This window comes from Hyphomicrobium sp., from assembly GCF_036780825.1.
Taxonomy (GTDB): domain Bacteria; phylum Pseudomonadota; class Alphaproteobacteria; order Rhizobiales; family Hyphomicrobiaceae; genus Hyphomicrobium_C.
On the sequence record NZ_DAIQCD010000040.1, the window covers coordinates 1 to 25,240 of the forward strand.

At 63.6% G+C, this 25,240-nt stretch carries 16 protein-coding genes and 2 tRNA genes; 9 read left to right on the forward strand and 9 right to left on the reverse strand.

What is annotated here, in order from left to right:
• The 3 genes from ilvD to V7P99_RS12890 form a co-directional block, all read right to left on the reverse strand.
• Positions 1-1,657, reverse strand: a 1,657-nt coding sequence (gene ilvD / locus V7P99_RS12880; protein ID WP_333795232.1) for a dihydroxy-acid dehydratase, incomplete at its 3' end; no start/stop codon positions are given.
• A 524-nt stretch (positions 1,658-2,181) separates the two neighbouring features.
• Positions 2,182-2,982 carry a two-component system response regulator NarL gene (narL, locus tag V7P99_RS12885; protein ID WP_333795233.1) on the reverse strand — a complete coding sequence of 267 codons (801 nt, stop codon included), beginning with the start codon at positions 2,980-2,982 and terminating at the stop codon, positions 2,182-2,184.
• A 25-nt stretch (positions 2,983-3,007) separates the two neighbouring features.
• Positions 3,008-4,927: a histidine kinase gene (locus tag V7P99_RS12890; protein WP_333795234.1), complete on the reverse strand. Its 1,920-nt coding sequence runs from the start codon at positions 4,925-4,927 to the stop codon at positions 3,008-3,010.
• Between V7P99_RS12890 and V7P99_RS12895 the strand changes: the two genes are divergently transcribed.
• Positions 4,911-6,293 (forward strand): PAS domain-containing protein, encoded by a 1,383-nt coding sequence (locus V7P99_RS12895; protein ID WP_333795235.1) that lies wholly within the window; start codon positions 4,911-4,913, stop codon positions 6,291-6,293. The genes V7P99_RS12890 and V7P99_RS12895 overlap by 17 nt on opposite strands.
• Positions 6,294-6,397: 104 nt before the next feature.
• On the opposite strand, the gene V7P99_RS12900 is transcribed toward V7P99_RS12895, so the two are convergent.
• The 3 genes from V7P99_RS12900 to V7P99_RS12910 all read right to left on the reverse strand — a co-directional run bounded on the left by V7P99_RS12900 (position 6,398) and on the right by V7P99_RS12910 (position 8,670).
• Positions 6,398-6,472, reverse strand: a tRNA-Asn gene (locus tag V7P99_RS12900).
• Between the two features lie 300 nt (positions 6,473-6,772).
• Entirely contained in the window at positions 6,773-8,338 is a 1,566-nt protein-coding gene (locus V7P99_RS12905) for a cation acetate symporter (protein ID WP_333795247.1), read from the reverse strand.
• Positions 8,339-8,355: 17 nt separating this feature from the next.
• Positions 8,356-8,670, reverse strand: a complete 315-nt coding sequence (locus V7P99_RS12910) for a DUF485 domain-containing protein (protein ID WP_333795236.1) — start codon at positions 8,668-8,670, stop codon at positions 8,356-8,358.
• A gap of 330 nt (positions 8,671-9,000) precedes the next feature.
• Here V7P99_RS12910 and V7P99_RS12915 point away from each other — a divergent pair, with 330 nt between their 5' ends.
• Complete coding sequence (locus V7P99_RS12915) at positions 9,001-10,980, forward strand: MDR family MFS transporter (protein ID WP_333795237.1); 1,980 nt, start codon at positions 9,001-9,003, stop codon at positions 10,978-10,980.
• Positions 10,981-11,236: 256 nt separating this feature from the next.
• On the opposite strand, the gene V7P99_RS12920 is transcribed toward V7P99_RS12915, so the two are convergent.
• Positions 11,237-11,310 (reverse strand) — tRNA-Cys (locus V7P99_RS12920).
• 173 nt (positions 11,311-11,483) lie between these two features.
• On the opposite strand from V7P99_RS12920, the gene V7P99_RS12925 reads away from it, so the two are divergent.
• The 6 genes from V7P99_RS12925 to V7P99_RS12950 all read left to right on the forward strand — a co-directional run bounded on the left by V7P99_RS12925 (position 11,484) and on the right by V7P99_RS12950 (position 20,640).
• Entirely contained in the window at positions 11,484-11,894 is a 411-nt protein-coding gene (locus V7P99_RS12925) for a YkvA family protein (protein WP_333795238.1), read from the forward strand.
• A gap of 129 nt (positions 11,895-12,023) precedes the next feature.
• On the forward strand, positions 12,024-12,689 hold the full coding sequence (locus V7P99_RS12930; protein WP_333795239.1) for a protein-L-isoaspartate O-methyltransferase family protein: 666 nt from the start codon (positions 12,024-12,026) through the stop codon (positions 12,687-12,689).
• A gap of 512 nt (positions 12,690-13,201) precedes the next feature.
• Positions 13,202-14,638 carry a TolC family outer membrane protein gene (locus tag V7P99_RS12935; protein ID WP_333795240.1) on the forward strand — a complete coding sequence of 479 codons (1,437 nt, stop codon included), beginning with the start codon at positions 13,202-13,204 and terminating at the stop codon, positions 14,636-14,638.
• Between the two features lie 414 nt (positions 14,639-15,052).
• Positions 15,053-15,985 (forward strand): DUF2497 domain-containing protein, encoded by a 933-nt coding sequence (locus V7P99_RS12940; RefSeq protein ID WP_333795241.1) that lies wholly within the window; start codon positions 15,053-15,055, stop codon positions 15,983-15,985.
• 314 nt (positions 15,986-16,299) lie between these two features.
• Entirely contained in the window at positions 16,300-17,691 is a 1,392-nt protein-coding gene (locus V7P99_RS12945) for a DUF2497 domain-containing protein (RefSeq protein WP_333795242.1), read from the forward strand.
• A 150-nt stretch (positions 17,692-17,841) separates the two neighbouring features.
• Positions 17,842-20,640, forward strand: coding sequence for a valine--tRNA ligase (locus V7P99_RS12950; RefSeq protein ID WP_333795243.1), 2,799 nt, complete (start codon positions 17,842-17,844; stop codon positions 20,638-20,640).
• Between the two features lie 229 nt (positions 20,641-20,869).
• On the opposite strand, the gene V7P99_RS12955 is transcribed toward V7P99_RS12950, so the two are convergent.
• Positions 20,870-21,232 carry a cupin domain-containing protein gene (locus tag V7P99_RS12955; RefSeq protein ID WP_333795244.1) on the reverse strand — a complete coding sequence of 121 codons (363 nt, stop codon included), beginning with the start codon at positions 21,230-21,232 and terminating at the stop codon, positions 20,870-20,872.
• 164 nt (positions 21,233-21,396) lie between these two features.
• Positions 21,397-23,607, reverse strand: a complete 2,211-nt coding sequence (locus tag V7P99_RS12960; RefSeq protein WP_333795245.1) for an oxidoreductase — start codon at positions 23,605-23,607, stop codon at positions 21,397-21,399.
• A 561-nt stretch (positions 23,608-24,168) separates the two neighbouring features.
• Between V7P99_RS12960 and V7P99_RS12965 the strand changes: the two genes are divergently transcribed.
• The coding region (locus V7P99_RS12965) for an APC family permease (protein ID WP_333795246.1) at positions 24,169-25,240 on the forward strand (1,072 nt) is incomplete at its 3' end.

A 25,240-nucleotide genomic window follows, 5' to 3' on the forward strand; every position in this document is an offset into this window, starting at 1 on the left:
GTCCCACTTGATCCGCGAATTTTCTGATCGCCCCGCTCTGGTACGCGTTCGGCGGGGCTTGCCACGCCTTGCGGCGCCGCTCGAGCTCCGCCGGATCGACCTCGAGATCGAGCGTGCCCGTCTCGGCGTCGATCGCGATGATGTCGCCGTCCTGGATGAGTCCGATCGGCCCTCCGACGGCCGCCTCCGGCCCGACGTGCCCGATGCACAGGCCGCGCGTCGCGCCCGAGAAGCGCCCGTCCGTGATCAGCGCGACCTTATCGCCCTGGCCCTGGCCGTAGAGCGCGGCCGTGGTGGACAGCATCTCGCGCATGCCGGGGCCGCCCTTGGGGCCCTCGTAGCGGATCACGAGCACTTCGCCTTCCTTGTACTCGCGGGCCTCGACAGCGTGGAACGCCTCCTCCTCGCAATTGAAGCAGCGCGCCGGACCGCGGAACTTGAGCGTGTGGAGGCCCGCGACCTTCACGATCGCTCCATCCGGCGCCAGCGTGCCCTTGAGGCCGACCACTCCGCCCGTAGGGCTGATCGGGTTCGACACCGGATAGACGACCTTCTGATTGGTATTGAAGGTCACGGATTCGAGATTTTCGGCCATCGTCTTACCCGTGACCGTCAGGCAGTCTCCGTGCAGGATGCCGCCCTCGAGCAGCGCCTTGAGGATCTGCGGCACGCCGCCAATTTCATGGACGTCGTTGGCGACGTACTTTCCGCCGGGCTTGAGGTCGGCGATGTATGGCGTCTTTTTGAAGATCTCGGCCACGTCGAAAAGATCGAACTCGATGCCGCACTCGTGCGCCATGGCCGGGAGGTGCAGCGCGCCGTTCGTCGAGCCGCCCGTCGCGGCGATCACGATCGCAGCATTCTCGAACGCCTTGCGCGTACAGATATCGCGCGGACGGATGCCGAGCGCGAGAAGCTTCATCACGGCTTCGCCCGAGGCGTGCGCATACTGGTCGCGGCTTTCGAAGGGAGCCGGCGTTCCGGCCGAGCCCGGCAGCGCCAGGCCGATGGCTTCGGAGACACATGCCATGGTGTTGGCGGTGAACTGGGCGCCGCACGCGCCAGCGGTCGGGCAGGCCACGCACTCGAGCTCGTGCAGCTCTTCGTCCGAGAGGCGCCCGACCGAATGCATGCCGACACCCTCGAAGACGTCCTGCACGGTGACATCGCGGCCCTTATACTTTCCGGGCATGATGGAGCCGCCATACATGAAGACCGACGGCACGTTGAGCCGCAGCATGGCCATCATCGTACCCGGTAGGCTCTTGTCGCAGCCGGCGATGCCGACCAGCGCGTCGTAGCAGTGGCCGCGCATGGTGAGCTCGATCGAATCCGCGATCACCTCGCGCGAGACGAGCGACGATTTCATGCCCTGGTGGCCCATGGCGATGCCGTCGGTGACGGTGATGGTGCAGAACTCGCGCGGCGTGCCGCCGGCTTCCTTGACGCCGGCCTTGGTCGACTGCGCCTGCCGCTGGAGCGCAATATTGCACGGTGCAGCCTCGTTCCAGCAGGAGACGACGCCGACGAACGGCCGATGGATCTCCTCCTCGGTGAGGCCCATGGCGTAGTAATAGGAGCGGTGCGGCGCGCGCGAAGGACCTTCCGTAACATGCCGGCTCGGCAACTTAGATTTGTCGAATGTCCTCGCGTCCATCAAATCACGTCCATTCTTCTGAGCTTCGCGTTCCATACAGTTCCAGCGGAGCATCGCCTCTGAGGCATGCCCCGGCCAAGAGTAGGATTCCGCGTTCAATAAGGCCGCTTCGGAAGATTGGATCAGCGGCGCCGCAACCGGCCCGCACTTTCCGAACCTGAAGCCCCCGCAAAGCTCCCGTTCTCGCCAGTCCTTCGTTACGCTTATTTGTGGCTCAAACGAGGCATTGCGATCAAGTTTCGTTGCCTTAACGCAACATTCCTCGTTTCTGGCCTCCGGTTTTCCGACTATCCGGCAAGCGTGGCCTGTTAACCACACTTAACGTTTTGGCGGCCTTCAGCTCGCTACGAACGCCATTTAGCAAGCGATCCCGGCCAATCACCGGCCATCCTGCGGCGGTACCGCGGCATTTCTCAAAAAACGCCGGCAGCCCGCTCGCCGAACTTCAATCGGCTTCAGCCCAGAAGGTTCGATTTGCTTGGCGTCGAAGCAAACGATCCGGCGCATCGAGCAGAGGCTGCAGATCAGAAGCGCGCCCGGTCGCGGCGTGTCGCCGACTGGCTCTTGGGCGCCAGGGACCCGAGGCCCGCCGGCACGGGCTTCGCTCCCACCTTGCCGCCGGCAGCAGGCACGCCTTGCGGCGCGCGTTCCTCACGCAGCGACCCGTAAGGACAGCAGCCCGACAGCTCGCATCTCGCCTTGTTCTGATGCTTCCACACGGCGGCCTCGAGCCGGCTGGTGAGATTTAGCTTTCGCAGCACGTTCTTGACGTGGACTTTGACTGTGGTGGAGCTGATCCCAAGGTTGCGGGCAATCGTCTTGTTATTCAATCCATCCGCCAGGCACTGCAGGATCTCCTGCTCGCGCTCCGTAAGCTCGCCGTCACAGGAGTTCTTCTTGGAGGGCGGCTCGAGCACGGCGTTTTTCAGCACTTCCGTCAGCCTGTCCTGCAGAACCGTCGTGCCGGCCGACACCTTGAGCAGGTTGGTGCATAGATCCTCGGGCTCCATGTCCTTGAGAAGGTAGCCATCGGCCCCGGCGCGCAAGGCTTCGAGCAGATCCTCCTCGGCGTCCGAAACCGTGAGCACGATATAGCGCGCATTGAGATCCGTGGTTTTGAGCCGGCGAAGGGTCTCGATCCCATCCATTCCCTTCATGTTGAGGTCAATCAGGACCATGTCCGGTTGCAGCCTGTGGGCGCAATCAAGCCCCTCCTGCCCGGATGCGGCCTCCCCCACCACCTCAAAGTTCGAGTTATCGGAAATGATCTCCCGCACACCTTTGCGGAACAACGCGTGGTCGTCGATGAGCATCACCTTGATCATTTCCCTCACCCTTCAATGTTCTTTTTTATTGAACGGATTGCGGAGTGAATGTCAGCCGCACCCGTGTGCCGCCTTGTCGCCTCGGCATGACCTGGATGTCGCCGCCGAGGCTATAGGCGCGTTCCTTCATGATGGCCTGGCCATGGTGCCCATGGGCCTCCTTCGACGGGCTATAGCCAATGCCGTCATCATCTATCGTTATCACGACCGACCCGTTCGCCGGCATCATGAGCGCGATGAACGCATTGTTCGCGCGGGCATGGTGCACGATGTTCGAAAGCGCCTCCCGCACGACTTGCAGAATATGGAACTCTTCGTTCACGGTCAGTCGGCAATTCACCAGCCGGTTGTCGAGGGAGATGGAGAGGCTCGAACGCTGCGAGAACTCGTCGATCGCCGATTGGATGGCATGGTTCAGCCCGCGCCCGTCCATGTGGACGCGGAACGTGGCAAGCAGCTCACGCAGTTCCCTGTAGGCGGTGTCGAGGCCGGCGCGCAGCTCGCGGATCATGGCGTGGCTGCTGTCGGCGCTCGTGTTGGCGCTGGATTGCAGGCGCGCCAGCTGGATCTTCATGAACGAGAGCGATTGAGCGAGCGAATCGTGCAGCTCCCGCGCGATGGCCGCCCGCTCCTCCAGCACCGCAATGCGCCGGCCTTCCTGGTCGTGACTCTGGAACTTCGACGTGACCGAGAGAAGCCCGGCGGTGATCTCGAGCGTCTGCATGTCGGTATCGTCGAGGAAGCGGTCTTTCTCCATCTCGACGATGAGCGCGCCTTTCTCCCGCGACGGCTCGACGAACGGCACGGCGATGCAGCGCACCTCGGCGCCGTCCGGGTTCTTGCCAACGAATATCGACGATCCGGAGAGGTGCAGCTCGCTGAAGAGGGTCTCGTTTAGCGAGCGGGGCTCATGGTTTGAGTATACCGAGCGGCCGGTGGATGTCGGCGGCTCCTCCTCGGTATAGAGGATGGCCGCATTGCTGACGTCGAGCGCCCGCTCCAGCGCATAGAGCATCCGGCGCAGCATTGCCTCGTTCAAAGGCTGTTCGTTGATCAGCTCGACAAATCTGGAAAGAAATTCCTGGGCGCCGATGACGCGTCTCAGATGGTCGCTGATTTTGTTGGTCCAGGTCGCCTCCGCCGCGTACCCCTCGAGACGCGCAGTCAGGGCGGAGACTTTGTGCTCGAGACGGAGAAACTCGTCGCGCTCCGGCGGGGCGGAGCCATAGGAAAATTTTTCCGGGATGAAATCCACCAGCCTGTTCAGCCGCTCGACGAGCACGCGCCGCGTCTCCAATGCAATCCTGGCGATGCAGAGCATGAGAAACAGCAGGCCGATCAGTTGCAACGTCGCAATGACGGACTGCTTGACTTCGACATCACGCTGCAATGCAACATTCAGTTGAGAGTACGACGCTACCACGTCATCCGCGAGTGGCAACCAGCCGGCGGTAGGCACTCCCTCTTCCGCCGCACGCTTGAGTTTGCGCTCGGCCGCTCTGATGTTGTCGATTTCCGCGCTGAGATTGGGGTGGTCGCGCCGGATGAGCCAGACGAGTTCGGGATCGTGCGCGTCCAGGCTGGCCGTCTCGAGTTGGCCCCGCGCAGCTTCCGCCTCGGCCTCCGATCCTGCCCTGGCGCGCATGATCCCCGCCGTCCACAAGAGCTGGCGCTCGTGGATCTTGCTGGTGACGGAGCGGCTCACCGGAATATAGTCGATGAGGAACAGCGATCCGGCCTGAATAAGAACCGACGTAAAGGCTATGCAGAACAGCAGCGTGAGAATTCTGACATAGATGGCATGCTGCCGGAGCGCTCGAAGCTTAGCGAAGATCCGCGGAAACCATAATGGCAGAACGTTTAGGGGGACGCCCAGGACGCCATACAGATACCCGTAGGCCGTCGACATGAGCTTGGAGGTCTTCTGTATGGCGGTGCTGAGCATCGTCTTTATGATCGTCCTCGGCATGTGGTGGGACGGCAGCGCCCCGTTGAAGATTCACCTCGCGGCTCTGGCCGTCGCCATGGTTGTTCTCCTGACCACCACCTTGGCAATCGCCATTTTCCCGCTGGCCAAGGCCGGTGTCCCGCTTCGCGCGAAGGAAAATAATCTGGACGCCATTGAATGGGCCAGCGACGTCTCGCGCAAGCTCTCGACGCCTGCGGCCATTCTCGACGGGCACGCCACCGTCATCGTAGCGAACAAGATGTTTCTCACCGAGCTTGGCATGCACGGCATGAGCGACCAGGTCGTCGGCATGCCCGTGTCCAATCTCGTGCACCCGAGCGACCATCACACGCTGGCGAAGTTTATCGCGGCGACGGTCCGCAATGCGCTCAACAACGACACGGTCGCCCTGCGCATGCTCTGCGCGGATGGCACGACCGTTCCCGTCCATATGTCCATCTCGCCACTGCACGAGGAAGGAAAGTCCAACCTCAACCTGCTGCAATTCTCGGTGCTGTCGTCACACCGCACCGTCGCCGGCGAAGCGACCGGAGAGCATGACCACCGCCTCTTGATCGACCGCATCGAGCAGGTCGTCTTCCAGATCAATCCCGATGGGGAGCTCATTTTCCTCAACTCCTCGTGGGCGGCGCTCTTCGATCACACGATCCAGGAAAGTCTCAGCAGGCCGCTGATATCCTTCGTGCATCCAGAGGACAGGGCGCTCGTCGAAGCGCACGTCAAGGCGCTCACCCGGGGCAAGCGCAACCGGTGCCATATCGAAGCCCGGCTGATCGCCAAGAACGGCACGTCCTATTGGGTGGAGCTGCGCGCCAAATCCTTGTCGCTGGTCAAGGGCGAGAAGACGAGCGTCATCGGCACGCTTACCGACGTCACGCAGATGAAGCGCACGGAAGCAAGCCTGCGCGCCAACCGCCGCTCCCTCAGCATGCTGCTCAGCAACATCCCGGGCATGGTCTACCGCTGCAAGCACGACCGCAACTGGAGCTTCGAGTTCACGAGCGACGGATGCGTCGACGTTACCGGCTACGAGCCCTACGAGATCGTCGGCGATCCGAACTTCTCGTATGTCGAAATCATCCACCCCGAGGATCGGACATTCGCCTGGGAGTTCGTGCGCCAGCAGGTGGCGCTGCACCGGGAGTTCCAGTTACTCTACCGGATCATCAATCGCGCGGGCAATGTCGTGTGGGTCTGGGAGCAAGGCAAGGGCGTGTTCTCGAGCACCGGCGAGTTGCTCGCGCTGGAAGGCTTCATCACCGACATCGCGAGCGATGGTGACGACGAGGTCGTCCGCGGCTTCCAGCGCCTGCTCGCGGCCGAAAGCTCGAAGGAGATCTGAGCGCGGCCGCCAGGCACCAGGTTCGGTCCCCGGTGAGGCACGATAAGAGCCCGCCTCCGAAGATCAGAGACTTCTAAAGTTCATAATATTTTCAGGGAGTTAGATGGCTCCGCGGGTAGGATTCGAACCTACGACCGATCGGTTAACAGCCGATTGCTCTACCGCTGAGCTACCGCGGAATGCCAAGAAGCCGCGCTCATAGCAGACGGCGGCGGCAAGGGCCAGAGGGTTGGCCGAAAAATATTTTTCCGCCCTTGTCTCCGGAGGCGTCGTGCGCGTTCCGCGCCGGCGCAACTGCGAGTCCATAAAGGGTGAGCGCGCGCTCGTCTAGAGCCGTTCTGCTTTAGGCGGAATCGGGGAACCCCTCCGAGTTTTTGTTTGATCGCGCTTCTTCTCGGACATTTTAGCTTGCATGGCTTCGCCCGGTCTTTCTCTTGCACGGCTCCGCCATGACCGGTTCCCACTTTTCCGGAAGCACTCTAGTGAGCCGCCGCAGACCCGGCTCCGATGCCGGTCTCCGAGCGGACGTGCTGGGCTTCGAACGCGGCCCGCTCCCGGCTTGCGGCCGCGCTGCGGTCGAGCTTCGAGACGACGTAGATGCCGAAAAAGGCGAGCGGCATGGAGAACAGCGCCGGGCTGTCGTAGGGGAACGGCGCGACCGCGAAGCCGAGCGTCTTCACCCACACGGCCGGACTCAGGATCACCATGCCGATGGCGGAGGCGAGCCCGAGGAAGCCGCCAGCCACAGCGCCGCGCGTTGTGGTGCCACTCCAGGCGATGCTCATCAACAGCACCGGGAAATTGCAGCTCGCCGCCACGGCGAACGCGAGGCCCACCATGAACGCGACGTTCTGATTCTCGAACACGTATCCGAGCAGGATGGCGATGATGCCGATGACGACCGCGCTGACACGCGAAATGCGCACTTCCCTCGCCTCGGACACCCGCCCGTGTGCAAAAACGCTGGCGTAGAGATCGTGGCTCACAGCCGAAGCGCCCGCGAGCGTGAGGCCGGCCACGACGGCGAGAATGGTTGCGAAGGCCACCGCCGAAATGAAGCCAAGGAAGAGCGAGCCCCCCACGGCATGCGAGAGATGCACGGCGGCCATGTTGGTGCCGCCGATGAGCCCGTTGATGCGATCGTACCCGCCGCCCTCGATAGCACCGAAATAGGTTGCATCGCCCATGAGTAGGGTGATCGCGCCGAAGCCGATGATGAAGGTCAGGATGTAGAAGTAGCCGATGAAGCCCGTGGCGTAGAAGACCGACTTGCGTGCGGCCTTGGCGTCGGGAACGGTGAAGAAGCGCATCAGGATATGCGGCAGGCCCGCCGTGCCGAACATCAACGCGAGGCCGAGCGAGACGGCCGAGACCGGATCGGCGACGAGCTTGCCGGGCCCGAGGATCGAGAGGCCATCCGGGTGCGCATCGGCGGCGGCGCGGAACATGGCCTCGAACGAGAACCCGAAGTGAACGAGCACGGCAAGCGCCATAAAAGTGGCCCCGCCGAGAAGAAGGCACGCTTTGATGATCTGCACCCACGTTGTGGCGACCATTCCCCCAGTCGCGACGTAGGTGACCATGAGCACGCCGACGATGACGAGTGCGTAGAGATACGGCAGCCCGAACAGGAGCTCGATCAGCTTCCCCGCTCCGACCATCTGCGCGATCAGGTAAAACGCAACCACTGCCAGCGTGCCGACGGCCGAGAGTGTGCGGATCGGCGTCGCCTGAAGCCGGAAGGCCGTCACGTCGGCGAAGGTATAGCGCCCGAGATTGCGCAGCCGCTCGGCGATCAGGAAGAGGACGATCGGCCAGCCGACCAGCCATCCCACAGAGTAGATGAGCCCATCGAAGCCCGACGCGAACACGAGGCCGGAGATGCCGAGGAACGACGCCGCCGACATGTAGTCACCCGCGATGGCGAGACCGTTTTGGGCGCCCGTGATGCCGCCGCCGGCGGCATAGAAGTCGGCGGCGGTGCGCGTCCGATTGGCGGCCCAGCGCGTGATGACGAGCGTGGTCGCGACGAATAGGAGAAACATGACGATGGCGGCGAGGTTCACTGGAGCCTCTCGATGATGCGCTGCGTGACAAGGTCGAAATCGGTGTTCGCCCGGCGCACATAGAGGCCAGTGAGCACGAAGGCGGCGAGAATCACACCGATGCCGAGCGGGATGCCGATCGTCGTCGCCCCGCCCGCGATCGGACGCGCAAGCAGGCCGGGCGCGAAGGCCACGGCCAGGATGAAACCGAAGTAAATGGCGGCCATGGTCGCCGCCAGTGTCCAGGCGAAGCGCGCCCGGCGCCGCTCGAGCGCAAGAAATTCCGGATCGCGCTTGATCCTATCGATCAGCGCAGCGGCATCCGATGCCATTGGCGGGTTCCCCTTTGGTGGTCCGCCCCGGCGCGCCGGATCCGGATCGCTGTCAGCGTGCTTCCGGGAAAGCTTATCCCGGCTTTCAGGTTAGAAAAGGAATCGGCAAAAGTCTGAACGCCCCTCGCGAGTCCACGTCATACAGTCCCGTTTCCTGCGATCCCGCGAAAAAGATCAAGACACGTTATGCGATCGAAAGCCGGCGCGGGAGGGGGTTAGACGAGGAAGAAGAAAGCGCCAACGGCCCCTTCAGGTGATCGACGCACGGCATCGCGGCGCCTATGCTCGCGCGCCCGCGAACCAACATACGGCCAGGTACGTTCATCCGCCATGCAGGATATCCCTTCGCAGGCCGCCGCCGGCACGATCGATCGGCGCGAGCTTCTCGCAACGTTCTCTGCACTCGTGCTCGTGCTGCTGCTCGCTTCGCTCGATCAGACCATCGTCGCGACGGCGCTGCCTGTCATCGTGAACGAAATTGGCGGGCTCTCGCACCTGTCCTGGATCGTGACGGCCTATCTGCTTTCGAGCACCGTCGTCGTGCCGCTTTACGGCAAGCTTGGCGATCTCTACGGGCGGCGCATCGTGCTGCAGGGAGCCGTCATCATCTTCCTCGCCGGCTCGCTTCTTTGCGGCCTCGCCCAGAACCTGCCCGAGCTGATCGCGTTCCGCTTCATACAGGGGCTTGGCGGAGGCGGCCTCATCGTCACCGCCATCGCCGTAGTCGGCGACATCGTCTCTCCCCGCGACCGCGGCCGCTACCAGGGCTTCTTTGGCGGCGTGTTCGGCATCTCCACCGTGCTCGGCCCGCTCGTCGGCGGCTTCATCGTCGATCACTGGTCCTGGCGCTGGATCTTTCTCATCAATCTGCCGCTTGGCCTGCTGGCCCTCGTGGTCATCAACCGCACGATCCGCAGCCAGGTTAGCGGAAGCAGGGGCGAGATCGCGATCGACTACCTAGGCGCCGCGCTGCTGACGCTTGCCCTCACCTCCATCGTACTCGTCACGAGCATCGGCGCGACACTGGCGACAGAGGCGCCCGTCAGCCTGAGTGCTATCGCGCTGGTCGGCCTCCTTGCCATCGCCGGCTTCGTCTATGCCGAAGCGCGGGTTCGTGATCCATTACTGCCGCTCTCGCTGTTCCGCGATCGGGCGTTTCTCATCGGCACGTCGGTCGGCTTCATTGTCGGCATGGCGCTCTTCGGCTCGATCACGCTGCTGCCAGTCTATCTGCAGGTGGCCAAGGGGCTCGATCCGACGCGCGCCGGCCTCTACATGACACCGATGATGATGGGCGTGTTCGCAAGCTCCGTGACCAGCGGCCAGATCATCACCCGCATCGGCCGCTACAAAGCCTTCCCCGTATGCGGCACCGCACTCATGACCGTGGCCCTGGCCCTGCTGTCCACCATCGATGCGCAGACGCCCGCGAGCCATGCCGCAGGCTATCTGCTGCTCCTGGGCATCGGCCTCGGCATGGTGATGCAGATCCTGGTCATGGCGGTGCAGAACTCCGTGCCTTATGAGCAGCTCGGCATCGCCACCTCGGGCACCACGCTTTTCCGCTCCATCGGCGGCTCGGTGGGCGCGGCACTGTTCGGCGGCATCTTCGCCTATTTCCTGGGAGAGAACGTGCACGCGGCCCTGCCCTCGGTCGGCGGCGTGCTGGCCCCGGATGCCATTGCACAGCTCGGCGAGCCCATGCGCTCGGCCTATCTGGCGGAATTCGTGAAGGCGCTGCACCCCGTGTTCCACACGGCAACCTTGCTGGCATTCACCGGCTTTCTCATCACGCTTTGGATCCGCGAGACGCCGCTCAGAGCCACCATCCGCCCCGAATCCATGAGCGATGCCCTCCAGACACCGCGCGATGCGACCTCACTCGATGAGCTGGCCCGCATCGTGACGGGCATGACGGCGCGCGAGAACCGCTGGGGCGTCTATCAGCGCGCCGCCTCCCATATCGGGCTGCCGCTCGAGCCGGATGAGCTATGGATGCTCGCGCGCCTGGGCGAGAAGGGTGGGCGCGTCACGGAAGCCGACATCCTGGCCTGCTCCCGCATTGGCACCGCGGAATGCCGGGCCCTGCTCGATCGCCTGGTGGCATCGGGTCTAGCCGTGCGCACCAGTTCCAACCTTTATGAGCTTTCGGAAACCGGCCAGTCTGGGTATGGGCGGCTGCTCCGCCGCCGTGAAGCCAATCTCGAGGAGATGCTCGCCGATTGGGACCGCAACGAGCATCCGGACGTGCGCGAGCTCATGAAGAAGCTTGCAAAGTCGTTCGCGAGCACGCCCCCGGTGCGGGCCTAGAGTGCTCCGGAAAGTGGGAACACGTCATGCCGAAGCCATGCAAGTTTAAAGCGTCCGAGAAGAAACACGATCAAACAAAAAATTAGAGCCGTTCCCCCATTCGGCCTAAAGCGGACGGCTCTTAGTCTAGCTATCCGGGCATCGACAGCCGGGGCGGTGATCGTTGTCCAAGAAAATGGATCGCGTCCTGGATCGATCGGGCGCCCGCTAGGCGAGCGGACCCGCGCTTGATGGAAAAGTGGGAGAAAGGGAAAGATGGAGGCCACGCCCGGAATTGAACCGGGGTACGCGGATTTGCAGTCCGCTGCGTCACCACTCCGCCACGTGGCCTCTCTTTTTTCGCCCGGAGCGGAAAGCTCGTTACCGGGCCTCGGACCAAAAGCGGGCTGCCGAGTTGCGCCGGAACACGGCGCGTACGGGAGGCATCTATCATACACTCAAAGCCCTACACAAGCTCGCGGTCGTGCCCGCTGCTCGGAATGGCGCCGATCCGGAGGAAAACCATGAGCACGGATGCCCCCGGGCGACCGGAACGGCGCGGCCTCACGCGCCTCGAGGCCCTGGCCACGCGCGCCAGGCGCGACGGATTGGCCCTTTACCTCGCCGCCCGCCACCCGGGCGTCCCCTGGGGCGTGAAGCTCTTCACTCTCCTGGTGGCGGCGTATGTGCTCTCTCCAATCGACCTCATTCCGGATTTCATCCCGATCATCGGATTCGTCGACGAGTTGCTTCTGCTCCCGGTGCTCGTAGCCGTGATCGTCCGCTTCGTCGACCCTGCCGTCATGGCAGACCTGCGCACCGAGGCGGCACGCCTAGCTGAGCGGCCGCAAAGCCGTCTTGGAGCCGTGATCGTCCTCACGGCCTGGGCCGCAGCGGCCGGACTCATCGCCTGGGCCCTATGGCCCCATGGTTGATCTGTCGCAAAAAATAGCCCAATGCGGCGGTGTCGCGGACAGTGGCCGCCGCCGGACACTTTGAGTATTGTCCCGGCGCGCCATTCATCGCCGCGTGCGAGGTTGGCGAAAGCGCCTACGGAGGATGCAGTGGACTACGAGATCCAGCGCAAGAACATGGTCGAATCACAGGTTCGGCCGAGCGACGTAACCGATCGCCGGATCATCCGCGCAATGCTCGACCTGCCTCGCGAGCAGTTCGTGCCGGAGCGCCTCAAGCCGCTCGCCTACATGGATGGGGCCGTACCTCTTATCTCCGGCGCCGGTCATCCGCGCCGCAGCCTGCTGCCGCCGCGCACGCTCGCGAAACTGGTCCAGGCCGCCGAGATTGAGCCAGATGCCACCGTCCTCGTCATCGGCGCCGGCACAGGCTATGGAGCCGCGGTCCTAGCCCACCTCGCGCAAAGCGTCGTCGCCCTGGAGAGCGATCCGGAGCTGATTGGTGTCGCGCGTGACGCCCTCATGGCCTCTGGCGTGACGAATGCAACGCTCATCGAGGGACCCCTTACCGAGGGGCAGCCCGCCAAAGGGCCCTATGACGCAATCCTCATCGAAGGTGCGGTCGACGACATTCGGCCCGAGCTGCTCGACCAGCTCAAGGACGGCGGACGGCTCGTCGCCATTGTCGGTGATACCACCTCGGGCAGCGCGACGGTCTGGCGCCGCGACGGTAGCGCATACGGCCGCGCCAGCGTCTTCGATGCCGGCGCTGATGTTCTGCCGGGCTTCGAGCGCGTGCCGGCATTCGCGTTCTGACGCCATTCTGGTTTAAGTGGAATCTGAGTACAGCTCTAGCGATCGCGACCTGCATCCATGCTGCGTGAGGGCTGGAAGTGTGAGCGTACGCGGCGCGCTCTCTATCTCCCCTGCCCTCGGCTGACCGTTCGGTCTGCGCACCCACAAAGCGATTCGTTTCTTGGAGCTAAGCTGGCGGTCCCGTTTCGCCTCGTTAACGAATAGCTGTTGCGACCGCATCCGAAAAAGCCTTGGGCGGATGAATTTTACCCAGGCATAATCAAGTAGTTGATCGACATTCTCGAAGAATATTTCTGAAACAAGCCAACATCGGTACCGAGCCCGGAAACCGGTCCTGTGTGGGAATGCGGCCACGCAGGCAAGTTCATGTTTAAAAAGGCCCATCGGCGCGCTTCTGCGAATCGGGTTCGTGTCCTAGTAAGACGTTAACACTTTCGGCTTGGCCCGTTCGCCCATCGGGTGCCTAGCGGTTGCCGCCGACCCTTCACGCGAAGCGAACTTAGGGGTGCAGTTTGCTCATACTCAGGCGGAAAATCTGCCGACTTGCCGGCCTTACCCTCGCGGTAACAGCGGGCTCCGTTGGGCTTTTCACGTCGTCGCCCGCCGTCTCGGAGACGTTGAACCAGGCGCTGGCCGCTGCTTACGAATACAATCCTCAGCTCGACGCCGAGCGCGCGCGCCTCAGGGCCACTGACGAAGAGGTAACACGGGCTCGATCCGGCTTCCGACCCGTGATTTCGGGCAATGCCGACATCAACTACGACTGGATGAAGACTCGCACCAGCACCACGACGCTCGAGTCGGAAACCAAGCCTTCCGGCTACTCCGTCAACATGGTGCAGCCCATCTTCAGCGGCTTCCGCACCATCAACGCCGTCAACGAGCAGGAAGCCAACGTCCGCGCCGCGCGCGAGACGCTGCGTGCAGTTGAGCAATCGATCCTGCTCCAGGCCGTGACGGCATTCATGGACGTGGTGCGCGACCAGGCGATCGTTCGCCTGCGCGAAAATAACGTCAACGTCCTCACCCGCGAGCTGAAGGCCACCGAAGATCGCTTCTCCGTGGGCGAGGTGACACGCACGGACGTTGCGCAGGCGCAGGCCCGTCGCGCGGGCGCCGTCTCCGATCTCGATCTCGCACGGGCGAACCTGAAGACGAGCCGCGCCACCTATGAGCGCGTCGTTGGCCACGCGCCCGGCAACCTCGTCGAGCCGCGCGGCTTCGAGCGCTACCTTCCGCGGTCGCTCGAGGAAGCGATCCAGGTGGGAACGCATGAAAACCCCGCAGTGGTGAACGCCCTTTACCTCGAACAGGCGGCGAAGTACGCCGTCGACCGGATCCGTGGCGAGCTGCTGCCGAGCGTCCAGCTCGAAGCGTCCTACGCCGACCGCTTCGAGACGTCACGCGAGATCAACGAAGCCGAATCCGTATTGGTGACGGGGCGCCTGACAGTCCCGATCTACGAAGGCGGCGAGGTCTACGCCCGCGTACGCCAGCAGAAGCACATCCACGTGAGTCGCCTGCAGGAGATTGAGCTTGCCCGCAGCGAATCCGAGGAGCAGGTGGTCGCGGCGTGGTCCCAGCTTTTGGCGGCGCGCGCGCAGATCCAGTCCGATCGCTCCCAGGTCGAGGCGAATACGACGGCTCTCACCGGCGTTCGCGAAGAGGAGCGCGTCGGACAGCGCACGCTCCTCGATGTTTTGAACGCAGAGGTCGAGCTTCTGAACTCGCAAGTCCAGCTTGTCTCGACACAGCGCAACGTCGTCGTATCGAGCTATGCAGTTCTCTCGGCGGTGGGTCGCCTGGATGCCATCAATCTCGGGTTCACGTCGGTTGCCTATGACGCGGAAGCTCACTACCAGGAAGTCCGGCGTAAGCCCTGGGGAACCTCGATCACGCACTCCGACGGACGCATCGAGGAACTGACGTCCTCGGGAGATGGACGGTAAAAGAGCCTCCCGCAGCATTTCGAGCAGCAAGCTAACCGGGGCGCTGGAGGCAAATCCTTCCCAGCGTCGAACGAGCGCTAAAGCCCATCGCGTCGGCACATTTATCAACAAGCCGGCGACATCAGGTGAGCTTGCGTCGTTTCTTAACCTTTTTTTGTTGTCCTGTGGCTTTGCCACATCGTTGCCCACTATGGCACTTAGCGTGCCTAGCGGTGGGATCCCCACACACAACAATTGAGCGTATGGCGCTCGATGGCCGGGCCGAAGCCCTCAGCCTCGAGGCCTGAGCCGGCGCGCTGCATGTGCAGCGCAGTCGGCGGCGTCCGCAAACATGCGCGGCGCCCGAGCGGGGACGGCACCTTTGCGGGAGGGTTGCCGGTTGTGCTTGTCGTGGAGTGCGTAGGGAGTGGCGTAATGAACATGACAGAAAAGAACGGCCAGCCGAGCATGGAGGAAATCCTCGCATCGATCCGTAGGATCATTGCCGAGGAACCCGAGAGCCATCCGTATAGCGGCGAGCTTCGCGGCACGCCCATCATGCTGAAGGGAGACACCGTCCTCGAGGACGCCAGCGACTTCGATCTTCCGGCAATCTTCCGCGCCTCGCCGCCGGTCACGGCCGAACGGCCCGCGCCTCTTCTCGGGCGGCTCACGGATGCAATTCGCAGCGCCGCGACGATCCCAGCGGAAGCGGACGCCGAAGAGCCCCACAAGCCCGAGCCGGCAAGATCCGGCGCTGGCGCCATGAACGGATCGTCCGCTGGGCTGAGTTCCCTGGCCTCGATCCGGAACGGTAACGCCTTCGAGCCGGGTTCGCCCGTGCCCCTCAACGGCAGAGCACCAGAAAAAGGCCGCGAAGCTGTCGCTCCCGCAGCGCCGACCGGACCGATCGCGACGGACGTCGCGGAGCCGAAGCGGGTCATGGCACCATTCAAGGATACCCACTTCATGCGCATGTCGCCGGCGGCAGCGGAATTGCCCGTGATCCCGGCTCCGGTTGCAGCTCAGGCGGAACCGAAACAGCCGGCTCGCGAGGAGAACGCAAAGGATCTCAGCGCCACGCCCGATCATAACGACCAGCCCGCGGCAACGGAGAGCGTTGTGGAAACCGCGCCGCGCGTAATGGGTGTGGCGCCGCCGCCTCCCCTTCCCCCGACGGCAGAGCGGGGCCCGGCCGAGGCCGCGGCGGCGATCAACCCGCAGGCAACCGAGAGCGTCGACGACGCGACGGCCGACCTCCTGCGCCCCATGCTTCGCCAGTGGCTTGCCGACAACATGCCGCGGATGGTGGAGAAGGCGCTGCATATCGAGATCGCAGAGACCCTCAAAGGGCCGAAGAAGGCGTGAGGTCGCCGTCCGGAAACCGCCACATCGAGTGGATTTCCAAAAGAAACGCGATCAAACAAAAACTTAGGGCCGTTCCTCAATCTCGCTTGAACCGGGACGGCTCTCGCGGCCTTGATGCCCGTCCATACCCGCCTTCATGAGCATAAGGCCCGAAGTGTGCGGACAGGCATCCGAGATGCATTGAAGCCCCGGCAGCGGCGGGTTACCTCTCGGCGTACGGGATTCCACCCGCGAGTCCGGCCAGCGGCTCGACCCAGCGTCGGACAGCGCACGCCCTTCAGCGTGTCGGAGGCAGGCAGAGCGGCAGGTAAAGGATGAACAAACCGGACAAGCCGGGCGAGCCCACCATGGAGGAGATTCTGGCGTCGATCCGCCAGATCATCGCCGACGATCCGCCGATCGACGGGCCCCAGCCCAACATCGAGGCCAACCCCCTCGTGCCCCAGGCACGCGATGACGATGCTGGTGACCGGCTGAGCGAGGTGCTCAGAAGCGGGCCGCTGCCGCCGACCAGCCCGCTCGGATCGAAACGGCCGCTCTCCTTCGACAAGGATCTCGCCGACATGTTCGACGAGCAGGAGGCGGGAGGCGAGAGCACGTCTCTCGCGCCGAAGCCGGACCTGCGCATGCCGGCCGGGCTTTCGCATCCCATGACGCCGAAGCCGTTCGTGCCCTCGCCGAAGGCCGATAGCACACGCCCGCTTGCTGACGGGGCCGCCGCAGCGCTGCCGCCTCAACTCGCAGCCGACGAGCCGTTCTCGCCGCCGCCGTTCTTCGGCGCGTCCGAGCCAGAAGCCGCTGCCGCTCCCGCCGAGACTCCGCTCAGGGGATTGGGCGCCTTCCCGCCGCTGCGCAAATCAGGATTCTATCCGCCTCAGCCCGGCGCGAACGAGGCGTCTCCCCGCCGTGATGCACAGACCGGAGGCGCAAGCCTGCCGCGCCTTCAGCCAGAGGCCGCCGACGCTGAGGATAAAGGCGCGACGCGGCTTCCTGCCTCCGCTTTGCCCCGTGCGGCGGGTCCGGGGGCGAGCGGAGCTGGTACGAGCCCTTACGGGAAAGCCGCTCCTGCTCCGGCCATGACGTCGCCAGCGGATCGCGAGCACAGCGTGCCCGGCTCCTCACTGCGTCCCGACGATCGTGACGCCGCACCCATGGCAAACCCGGCTCCGGCCCCGGCGCCGTTCAGCCCTCCTCGCCCGAAGCCCGCGTTCACCTCCGTGTCGGATTCGGTACCGTCTCCCAAGCTCGCCGCGCCGGCTCCGGAGATCAAAGCACCCGTCACACCCGCAACATCGGAAGCGTCATCTCCTTCCTCCACCGCTTCCGACCCGACCAGCATGGCCGGCCATCAGGCCCTCGACGCCCTGGCGCAGGGCCTCGCCGCCTCAGCCGCGGCCTCCGTCGCGGGTGCTGCCGCAATCCCGTTGACGCCCGTAGCTGAGCCGAAGCAGTCCACACCGGCACCCGAGCCGTCGACGCTGCCGGCAGCCACTACGGCCCCGCAGCCAGCGGCTCCGGCGCCAGCTCCTGCGATGGCCACCGCCTCGCCGCCGGCAGCACGGACTCTCGAGGATGTCGTTGCCGACATGCTGAAGCCGATCCTGCAGCAGTGGGTCGATGAGAACATGCCGCGCATCGTCGAGCGCGCGCTCCGCAATGAGGTCGGTAAGACCCTCTCTGCCGGACGGACGCCGCCCGAGAGCTGAGCGGACGCTTTCCGGCTCGCAGCGTTTTTCTCTCACATTGACAGGGATCGAGCGGGTTCGTAGGACCCGCCTATCCCCGATTTTGGCTGCATGCGGCTCAAATCGTCCTGCCCGTCCGTTAGATCCATTCCGCAAAGGCGACCGCGACCCATGCTCGAAAAGACCTATCAGCCCGCCGAGATCGAGCCGCGCATTTCGAAGAGCTGGGACGACGCGGAAGCGTTCCGAAGCGGGCGGGCCAGCGTGGACGGGGCCACGCCCTATTCCATCGTCATTCCACCGCCGAACGTCACCGGCTCCCTGCACATGGGGCATGCGCTCAACAACACGCTGCAGGACGTGCTCGTGCGCTTCGAGCGCATGCGCGGGCGTGACGTGCTCTGGCAGCCGGGCACCGACCACGCCGGCATCGCCACGCAAATGGTCGTAGAGCGCCAGCTCGCCGAGCGGCAGCAGCCTGACAGGCGCACGCTCGGGCGCGAGGAGTTCATCAAGCGCGTCTGGACATGGAAAGAAGAGAGCGGATCGACGATCGTCAACCAACTCCGCCGCCTCGGCGCTTCGTGCGACTGGAGCCGCGAACGCTTCACCATGGACGAAGGGCTCTCGGAAGCGGTGCTCAAAGTCTTCGTCGAGCTGTACCGCCAGGGCCTCATCTATAAGGACAAGCGCCTCGTCAACTGGGACCCGAAGTTCCAGACCGCGATCTCGGATCTCGAGGTCGTGCAGGTGGAGAAGAAGGGCTCCTTTGTATGGCCGTCGGCGCGGAAGACAGGCGACGATCAGGCTACCGAAGTCGACACACCATTCGATCCGGACGCACTGGCGAAGGTCCTGAAGAAGGATCCATCGGGCCACATGTACCACTTCCGCTATCCGCTGGCGGAGAAGGTGCCCGGCTTCGACGCCGACCATATCATCGTCGCCACCACGCGGCCGGAAACGATGCTCGGCGACACCGGTGTCGCGGTCCATCCCGAGGACGAGCGCTACGCGGCGTTGGTCAAGGCGGGAGCGAAGGTGCGCCTGCCGCTGGTTGGGCGCGAGATTCCGATCGTCGCCGACGCGTACTCCGACCCCGAGAAGGGCACGGGCGCAGTCAAGATCACGCCAGCGCACGACTTCAACGACTTCGAGGTCGGCAAGCGCCACGGGCTCGCGCAGATCAACATGCTCGATGCCTTCGGCAAGCTCACCGACGATGTGCCGGAACCCTACCGCGGCCTCGGCCGCTTCGAGGCGCGCTTGCGCATCGTTGCGGATCTGGCGGCGCTTGGCCTGCTCGCCAGAATCGAGCCGACGGCGCACACGGTGCCGCATGGCGACCGCTCCAACGACATCATCGAGCCGTGGCTGACGGACCAGTGGTACGTCAACGCGGCGGAGCTCGCAAAGCCCGCCATCGCTGCAGTCGAGAGTGGTAAAACGAAGTTCGTCCCCAAGAACTGGGAGAAGACTTACTTCGAGTGGATGCGCAACATCCAGCCCTGGTGCATCTCGCGCCAGCTTTGGTGGGGGCATCAGATCCCGGCCTGGTACGGCCCCGATGGGCATGTGTTCGTCGCCCATGACGAGGCGGAGGCGAGAGCCGACGCCGAGAAGCACTACGCTGGAGCAAACGTTCCGATCACGCTCACGCGCGACGAGGACGTGCTCGACACGTGGTTCTCCTCGGCGCTGTGGCCATTCTCGACGCTCGGCTGGCCGGAGGAGACGGCCGAGCTCAGCCGCTACTATCCGACGAGCGTCCTCGTCACCGGCTTCGACATCATCTTCTTCTGGGTCGCCCGCATGATGATGATGGGCCTCCACTTCATGAAGGAGGTGCCGTTCCACGACGTCTACATCCATGCCCTCGTCCGTGACGAGAAGGGGCAGAAGATGTCGAAGTCGAAGGGGAACGTGATCGATCCGCTGGCCCTCATCGACAAGTACGGCGCGGACGCCCTCCGCTTCACGCTCGCCGCCATGGCCGCACAAGGCCGCGACATCAAGCTCGCGACCTCGCGCGTCGAGGGATACCGCAATTTCGCGACCAAGCTCTGGAATGCGGCGCGCTTCGGCGAGATGAACGCCTGCCTCCATCAGCCCGATTTCGATCCGGCCAAGGTCACGCATACGCTGAACCGCTGGATCGTCGGCGAAACCGAGCGCGCGGCCCACGCCGTGACCGCAGGCATCGAAACCTACAAGTTCAACGAGGCGGCCGGCGCCATCTACGAGTTCGTCTGGGGCGTCTACTGCGACTGGTATCTCGAGCTGATCAAGCCGATCCTCACCGGCGAGGACGAGCCCGCCAAGGCCGAGACGCGCGCCTGCGTGGCATGGGTGCTCGACCAATGCCTGAAGCTCCTGCATCCGTTCATGCCGTACATCACCGAGGAGCTATGGGCGCACGGCTCCGAGCCAGGCGGGCAGCAGCGCTCGCTCCTCTGCCTTTCGGATTGGCCGCGCCTCACCGGACTGGCCAGCACCGACGCCGATGAGGAGATCGGTTGGGTCGTCAAGCTCGTCTCCGAGATCCGTTCGGTGCGCACTGAGATGAACGTTCCCGCCGGCGCCCGCATTCCGCTGGTGCTCACGGGCGCGCGCGAGGAGACGAGGACACGCGCCAAGCGCCACGATGACACCATCCGCCGCCTCGCCCGCCTGGAAAGTATTTCCTTCGCGGAGACGGCGCCCAAGGGCGCGGCCCTGATCGTTGTCGACGAGACCACCGCCGCGCTCCCTCTTGCAGGCGTGATCGACATGGAGGCCGAGCAGAAGCGCCTGCGAAAAGAGATCGAGAAGGCGGAGGGCGACCGTCAAAAGGCGTCCAACTGGCTCGCAAACGAAGCGAACGTCGCCCGCTCACCCGAGCATGTGGTGGAGCTCAACCGCGAGCGCGTCTCGGACGCGAGCGACCGCATCGGCCGGCTCACGGCGGCGCTGAAGCGCATCGAAGGGTGAAGTCGGACCGTTCCGCGTTTCCACTTAAACCCGAACGGCTCTAACAGCCTCCGCCATCTCGTCCGCGACAGACACGTAACCTGCGCCGCATCTGGCTTCTGGCCCAAAAGCGAAGAGCGCCATCGCTACTGCGATCCGGCGCTCTGTCGAACCAAACTTAGAAAAAAAACTCGGACCGCCTGCGTGGCATTCTTGCGTGCCTTCCAGGCGTGGTCCGAGCGTCAGTTTATTACTTAATCCGGATCGCAAAAATCTTGCGGATCTTCTCTTCTGTTTTCCAGATACCGGAGAAGCCGGCCGCGATGTGGAAGCTGTCTCCCGCGGAGTACGTCTTCGTTTCGCCTGTGCCGTCCTCGGTCAAGGTCATCTTGCCTTCAAACAGGTGGATGAGCTCGTCCGCCTTGTAGGTGACGTGATACGTGCCGGGCATGGCTTCCCAGAACCCGGTCAGAAACTTGCCATCATCCGTCTTGTTCTCGATCCATGTCTTCATGGACGGGTTGCCCTCAAGGGGCTTCCAGCCGTCAAGGTCCGTGGTGATCGGCTCGCATTTGGGGGCACTGTAGGTGCCGAACATTACGACATTGGACATCACGCGCATCCTGATGTGGTTGATTGCTTCAAGAGACCGTTGTGGGCTCACGCCCATGCGAACGAGGCGGCGACACCTTTGGGCTGTGGCGCCGAGGGCGGCGGTGGAAGGCCGCCCTCGATGCTTTTGTCCTTGGGTATGTCCTCACAAGTCCGCACCAGTGCTTACACGCGCCACTCGAGATCCGGATTCTCGCCCGGATTGTAAGCGGTGCCCCATGCGCGCTGCTCACGCTTGTAGGGCTTCTGGTGCTGCGGATCTTCGTCCTCGATCTCTCGCGCAAGCCGATGCCCGTCGAACGTGGCATCCGCAATGATCCGCGGCGCTTCCGCGTCACCGATGACGAACACGTCGGTGATGCCGTTCTTCTCCCACTCGTCCTTGCGGGCCTTGAGCTCACGATAGAGGCTGTCCTCGGACTGACGTCCCGTAACGAGGATGACCGTATCGCACTCATGCCAGGTGTGGGTGGCGTTCTCCGAACGCGGGAGATGGCCCGCGCCCTTGTATTCGCGCTTGTAGCCGTCGCCCCAGATGTTGAAGAGCTCGACCCGTCCTTCCTCGACACGCGAGCAACCGGTCTCGCCCAGCACCTTGATGCCCAGGCCGCGGATGAGGCGCTGCATGTTCGCCCCTTCCAGAGTGTAGTCCATGTAGGCGGCCAGACCGCAGACGGTGGCGACGGTGACCTCGTGCCCTGCACGCGCGAACTTCTCGGCGAGGCTCGGGGCCATGTAGTAGGAGTCGTAGTTGATGATCATCACCCGCTTGCCGACTGCCTTCTTGCCTTCGAAAACCTGCTCCGGCGTCAGGACGTGGGGCAGGCTGGCATCGGCACCCGGGATCGGATCATGCGTCATGAAGTTGACGCCCGTGGTGCTCCAGTGCGAGCCCGTCGCGATGACGACGCGCGATGCACCGTAGTTGAGGATCTCGTCCGCGGTCATGGGCTTGCGGCCGAGCACCAGCTGGCTCTTCTTGTTTTTCTTGAGGAGCTTCTGAAGCTGCGTCTCGCGGTAGTCGCGATGGAAGCTCCACTCCGCAAGGCCCGGCAGCGTCGCGACGTCGTTGACGTAGCCGCCAACCTTGTCACGGCTGTCCACCAGGTGAACCGTGTAGCCACGCTCCATGAGCACGCGGGCACACTCCGAACCGGCCGGGCCAGCGCCGACGATCAGAACGTCGTGCTCGGACTTGGCAGGCTCGAACTTCTCCGGATGCCAGCCGCGGCGATACTCTTCGCCAGCCGTCGCATTCTGCGTGCAGATGAACGGCACGCCGCCCATCTCCCAGCGAGAGATACACACGTTGCAGCCGATGCAGGTGCGGATGTCGTCGATCCGGCCTTCATCGATCTTCCGCGGCAGCCAGGGATCCGCGATCGACGGACGCGCCGCGCCGATGATATCGATGATGCCCGACGATACGACCTGAAGCATCTTCTCCGGATCGTAGTAGCGGCCAACGCCGACCACGGGCTTCGAGGTCGCCTGCTTGATGTGGCGGATCCAGTCGTTCTCGTGCCCGATCTGGTAAAAGCGCGACGGACCAGCGTCCTCGCCCCACTCGGCGATGTCGCCGATGTTGACGTCCCAGAGGTCGAGGTAGGGCGAAGCCATCTCGATGAACTTGAGGCCGTCTTCCTCAAGCTCGAGGCCCGTGCGGCCATAGAGCGTATCGACTGCGCAGCGCGTAACAAGAGCCACGTCGTCGTTCACCGCCCTGCGGATCTTCTCGAGGACCTCGATCCAGAAGCGCGCGCGGTTCTCGAAGCTGCCGCCGTACTCGTCCGTGCGACGGTTGTAGTACGGGTTGAGCCACTGCATCGGCCCGTAGGCGTGGGCGCCGTAGACGTTAACCAGATCGAAGCCCGTGTCGCGCGCGCGCAGCGCCGCGTCGACATACTGCTGCTGCAGGCGGAGCAGCTCGTCCTTGTCGGCCGCGTGGTTATAGGTGAAGCCCGGGCAGCCCGGAACGGTGCCGAACTCGGAGTTGTACTGGCTCGGACCACGCGCGATCGTGCGCGTCTCGAGGCCCGGTGCGTGGGGGCCGCCATAGAACAGCTCGCAACCCGCAAGCGAACCGTGGCTATGGACGTGATCGACCATGGCGCGCAGGTTGCGCATATCGCCCTGGTCCCAGATGCGAGCCGTGATGCGCAGGGTGTCGTCGCATTCGGGGTGGATCGAGCACTGCTCCGTATTCACCGCGCCCCAGCCGCCCTCGGCCTTGATGCCGCGGTGAGCCATGTTCATGCCGGGAGAGTTCGTTCCGGCGCCGTTGCAGTGAGGAACCTGATAGAAGCGGTTACGAATGGTTTTTGGGCCAATTTTCAGCGGCGTAAATAGAATATCGAACCGCGGATCTCTCGCCATTCCTGCGTCCTCCGAATAGACATTGTTTAAGTTTATTTTTTGAGGATTTTTCATCCCGTCCCAAAATAGTAGCAAGGCCGCAAGGGGTGTCCATTACTCGAAGCGATTACTCCCTTTGGGGTAGCCCCTATCGAATTATTGAAAAAACTCTGAAAGATTTATATAGCGCGATATATTCGAGCTGTCACAACTACTTAATCTCGCGTGATGCCTGCGGAGAAACACCTGAAACTCGAAGCGATACCCCTTTGGTAGTACTCCTTCGATACACTATTTTGCGCGGAACGTTGCGCTACTATGGTCGCGATGTTCATGCTGATCCCTTGCGAGGGAGCGACGTGTCGCGCTTCCGTAATGGCCGGCGGGACGCTTGCAAACCGCGGCCGCGACCGGTTCCGGAAATAGGTTTTCGCGGTGCAGTTTATCGCGCGCAGGAATACTCTTTTTCACCGCCTTTCAGCGAAGAAAAAATAAAACCAGAAATTTTCCCCGTTGCGGCGAACGATCTTGAGATCGTGCGGGGATCTCGCTGTTTCTTGTTCGGGGCGGGGGAAAACAGATATGAAGAAGACCTCTGAGGCGGACCATGCCGCCATGCCCCCCGGGGCGATCGCGGGAAACGCCACGCTGCGCCGCAAGATCGGCTGGACGGGCGCATTTTGGGTCGCGAGCGGCGTTCCCGCGCTGGTTCTGTTCTCGATGGGCGCGGTCTCCGCCACGGTGGGGAAGCCGGCCTGGCTGGTATGGATGATCTCCATCACCTTCGGCTTCATTCAGGCCTTCACATATGCCGAGATCGCCGGCCTCTTTCCCCACAAGTCCGGGGGCGCATCCGTCTATGGCGCCGTCGCATGGGTGCGATATTGCAAGATCGCGGCGCCCATATCCGTTTGGTGCAATTGGTTCGCCTGGTCTCCGGTCCTGGCCATCGGCTCGGGGCTGGCCGCCGGCTATATCCTGAGCGTCCTGTTTCCTCCCCACGCCGTGATTAACACCTGGCAGATCACACTGCTCGATCTCGGTAGCCTCAAGTCGGGGCTCGAGCTGCGCATCAACGCCACCTTCATCATCGGCGCCGCGCTGCTGCTCGCCGTCTTCGCCATCCAGCATGGCGGCATCCTGCGCTCTGCCCGCACGACCCTGATCCTCGGCCTCACCAGCCTCGTACCGTTGACGCTGATCGGCGTGACGCCGCTGATCACCGGCGACATGGTGGCCTCCAACTTCTTTCCCCTTGCGCCGCTGGCTTATGACGCAACAGGTCACGTGGTGGAGGGGCGCTGGAACATCGATGGATGGGCCTTGATGGCAGGCGGACTGTTCATTGCCGCCTGGTCGACGTACGCCTTTGAAACCGCCGTCTGCTATACGCGCGAGTTCAAGGACCCGCGACGGGATACGGTCCGGGCCATATTCTATTCCGGCCTCTTGTGCATCGCCGTGTTCACTCTGGTGCCGCTCGCCTTTCAAGGGCATCTCGGCCTTGGCCAACTCGTAAAACCGGCGGTGACGAACGCCAGCGGAGCCGTCATAAGCCCCGCCGTTTACGACGGCATGCTCGCTCCCGAGATCTACTCCTGCATGGGCGTCGCCAACGCGCTCGCCCGCATTCTCGGCGGCAGCTCGTTCGTCG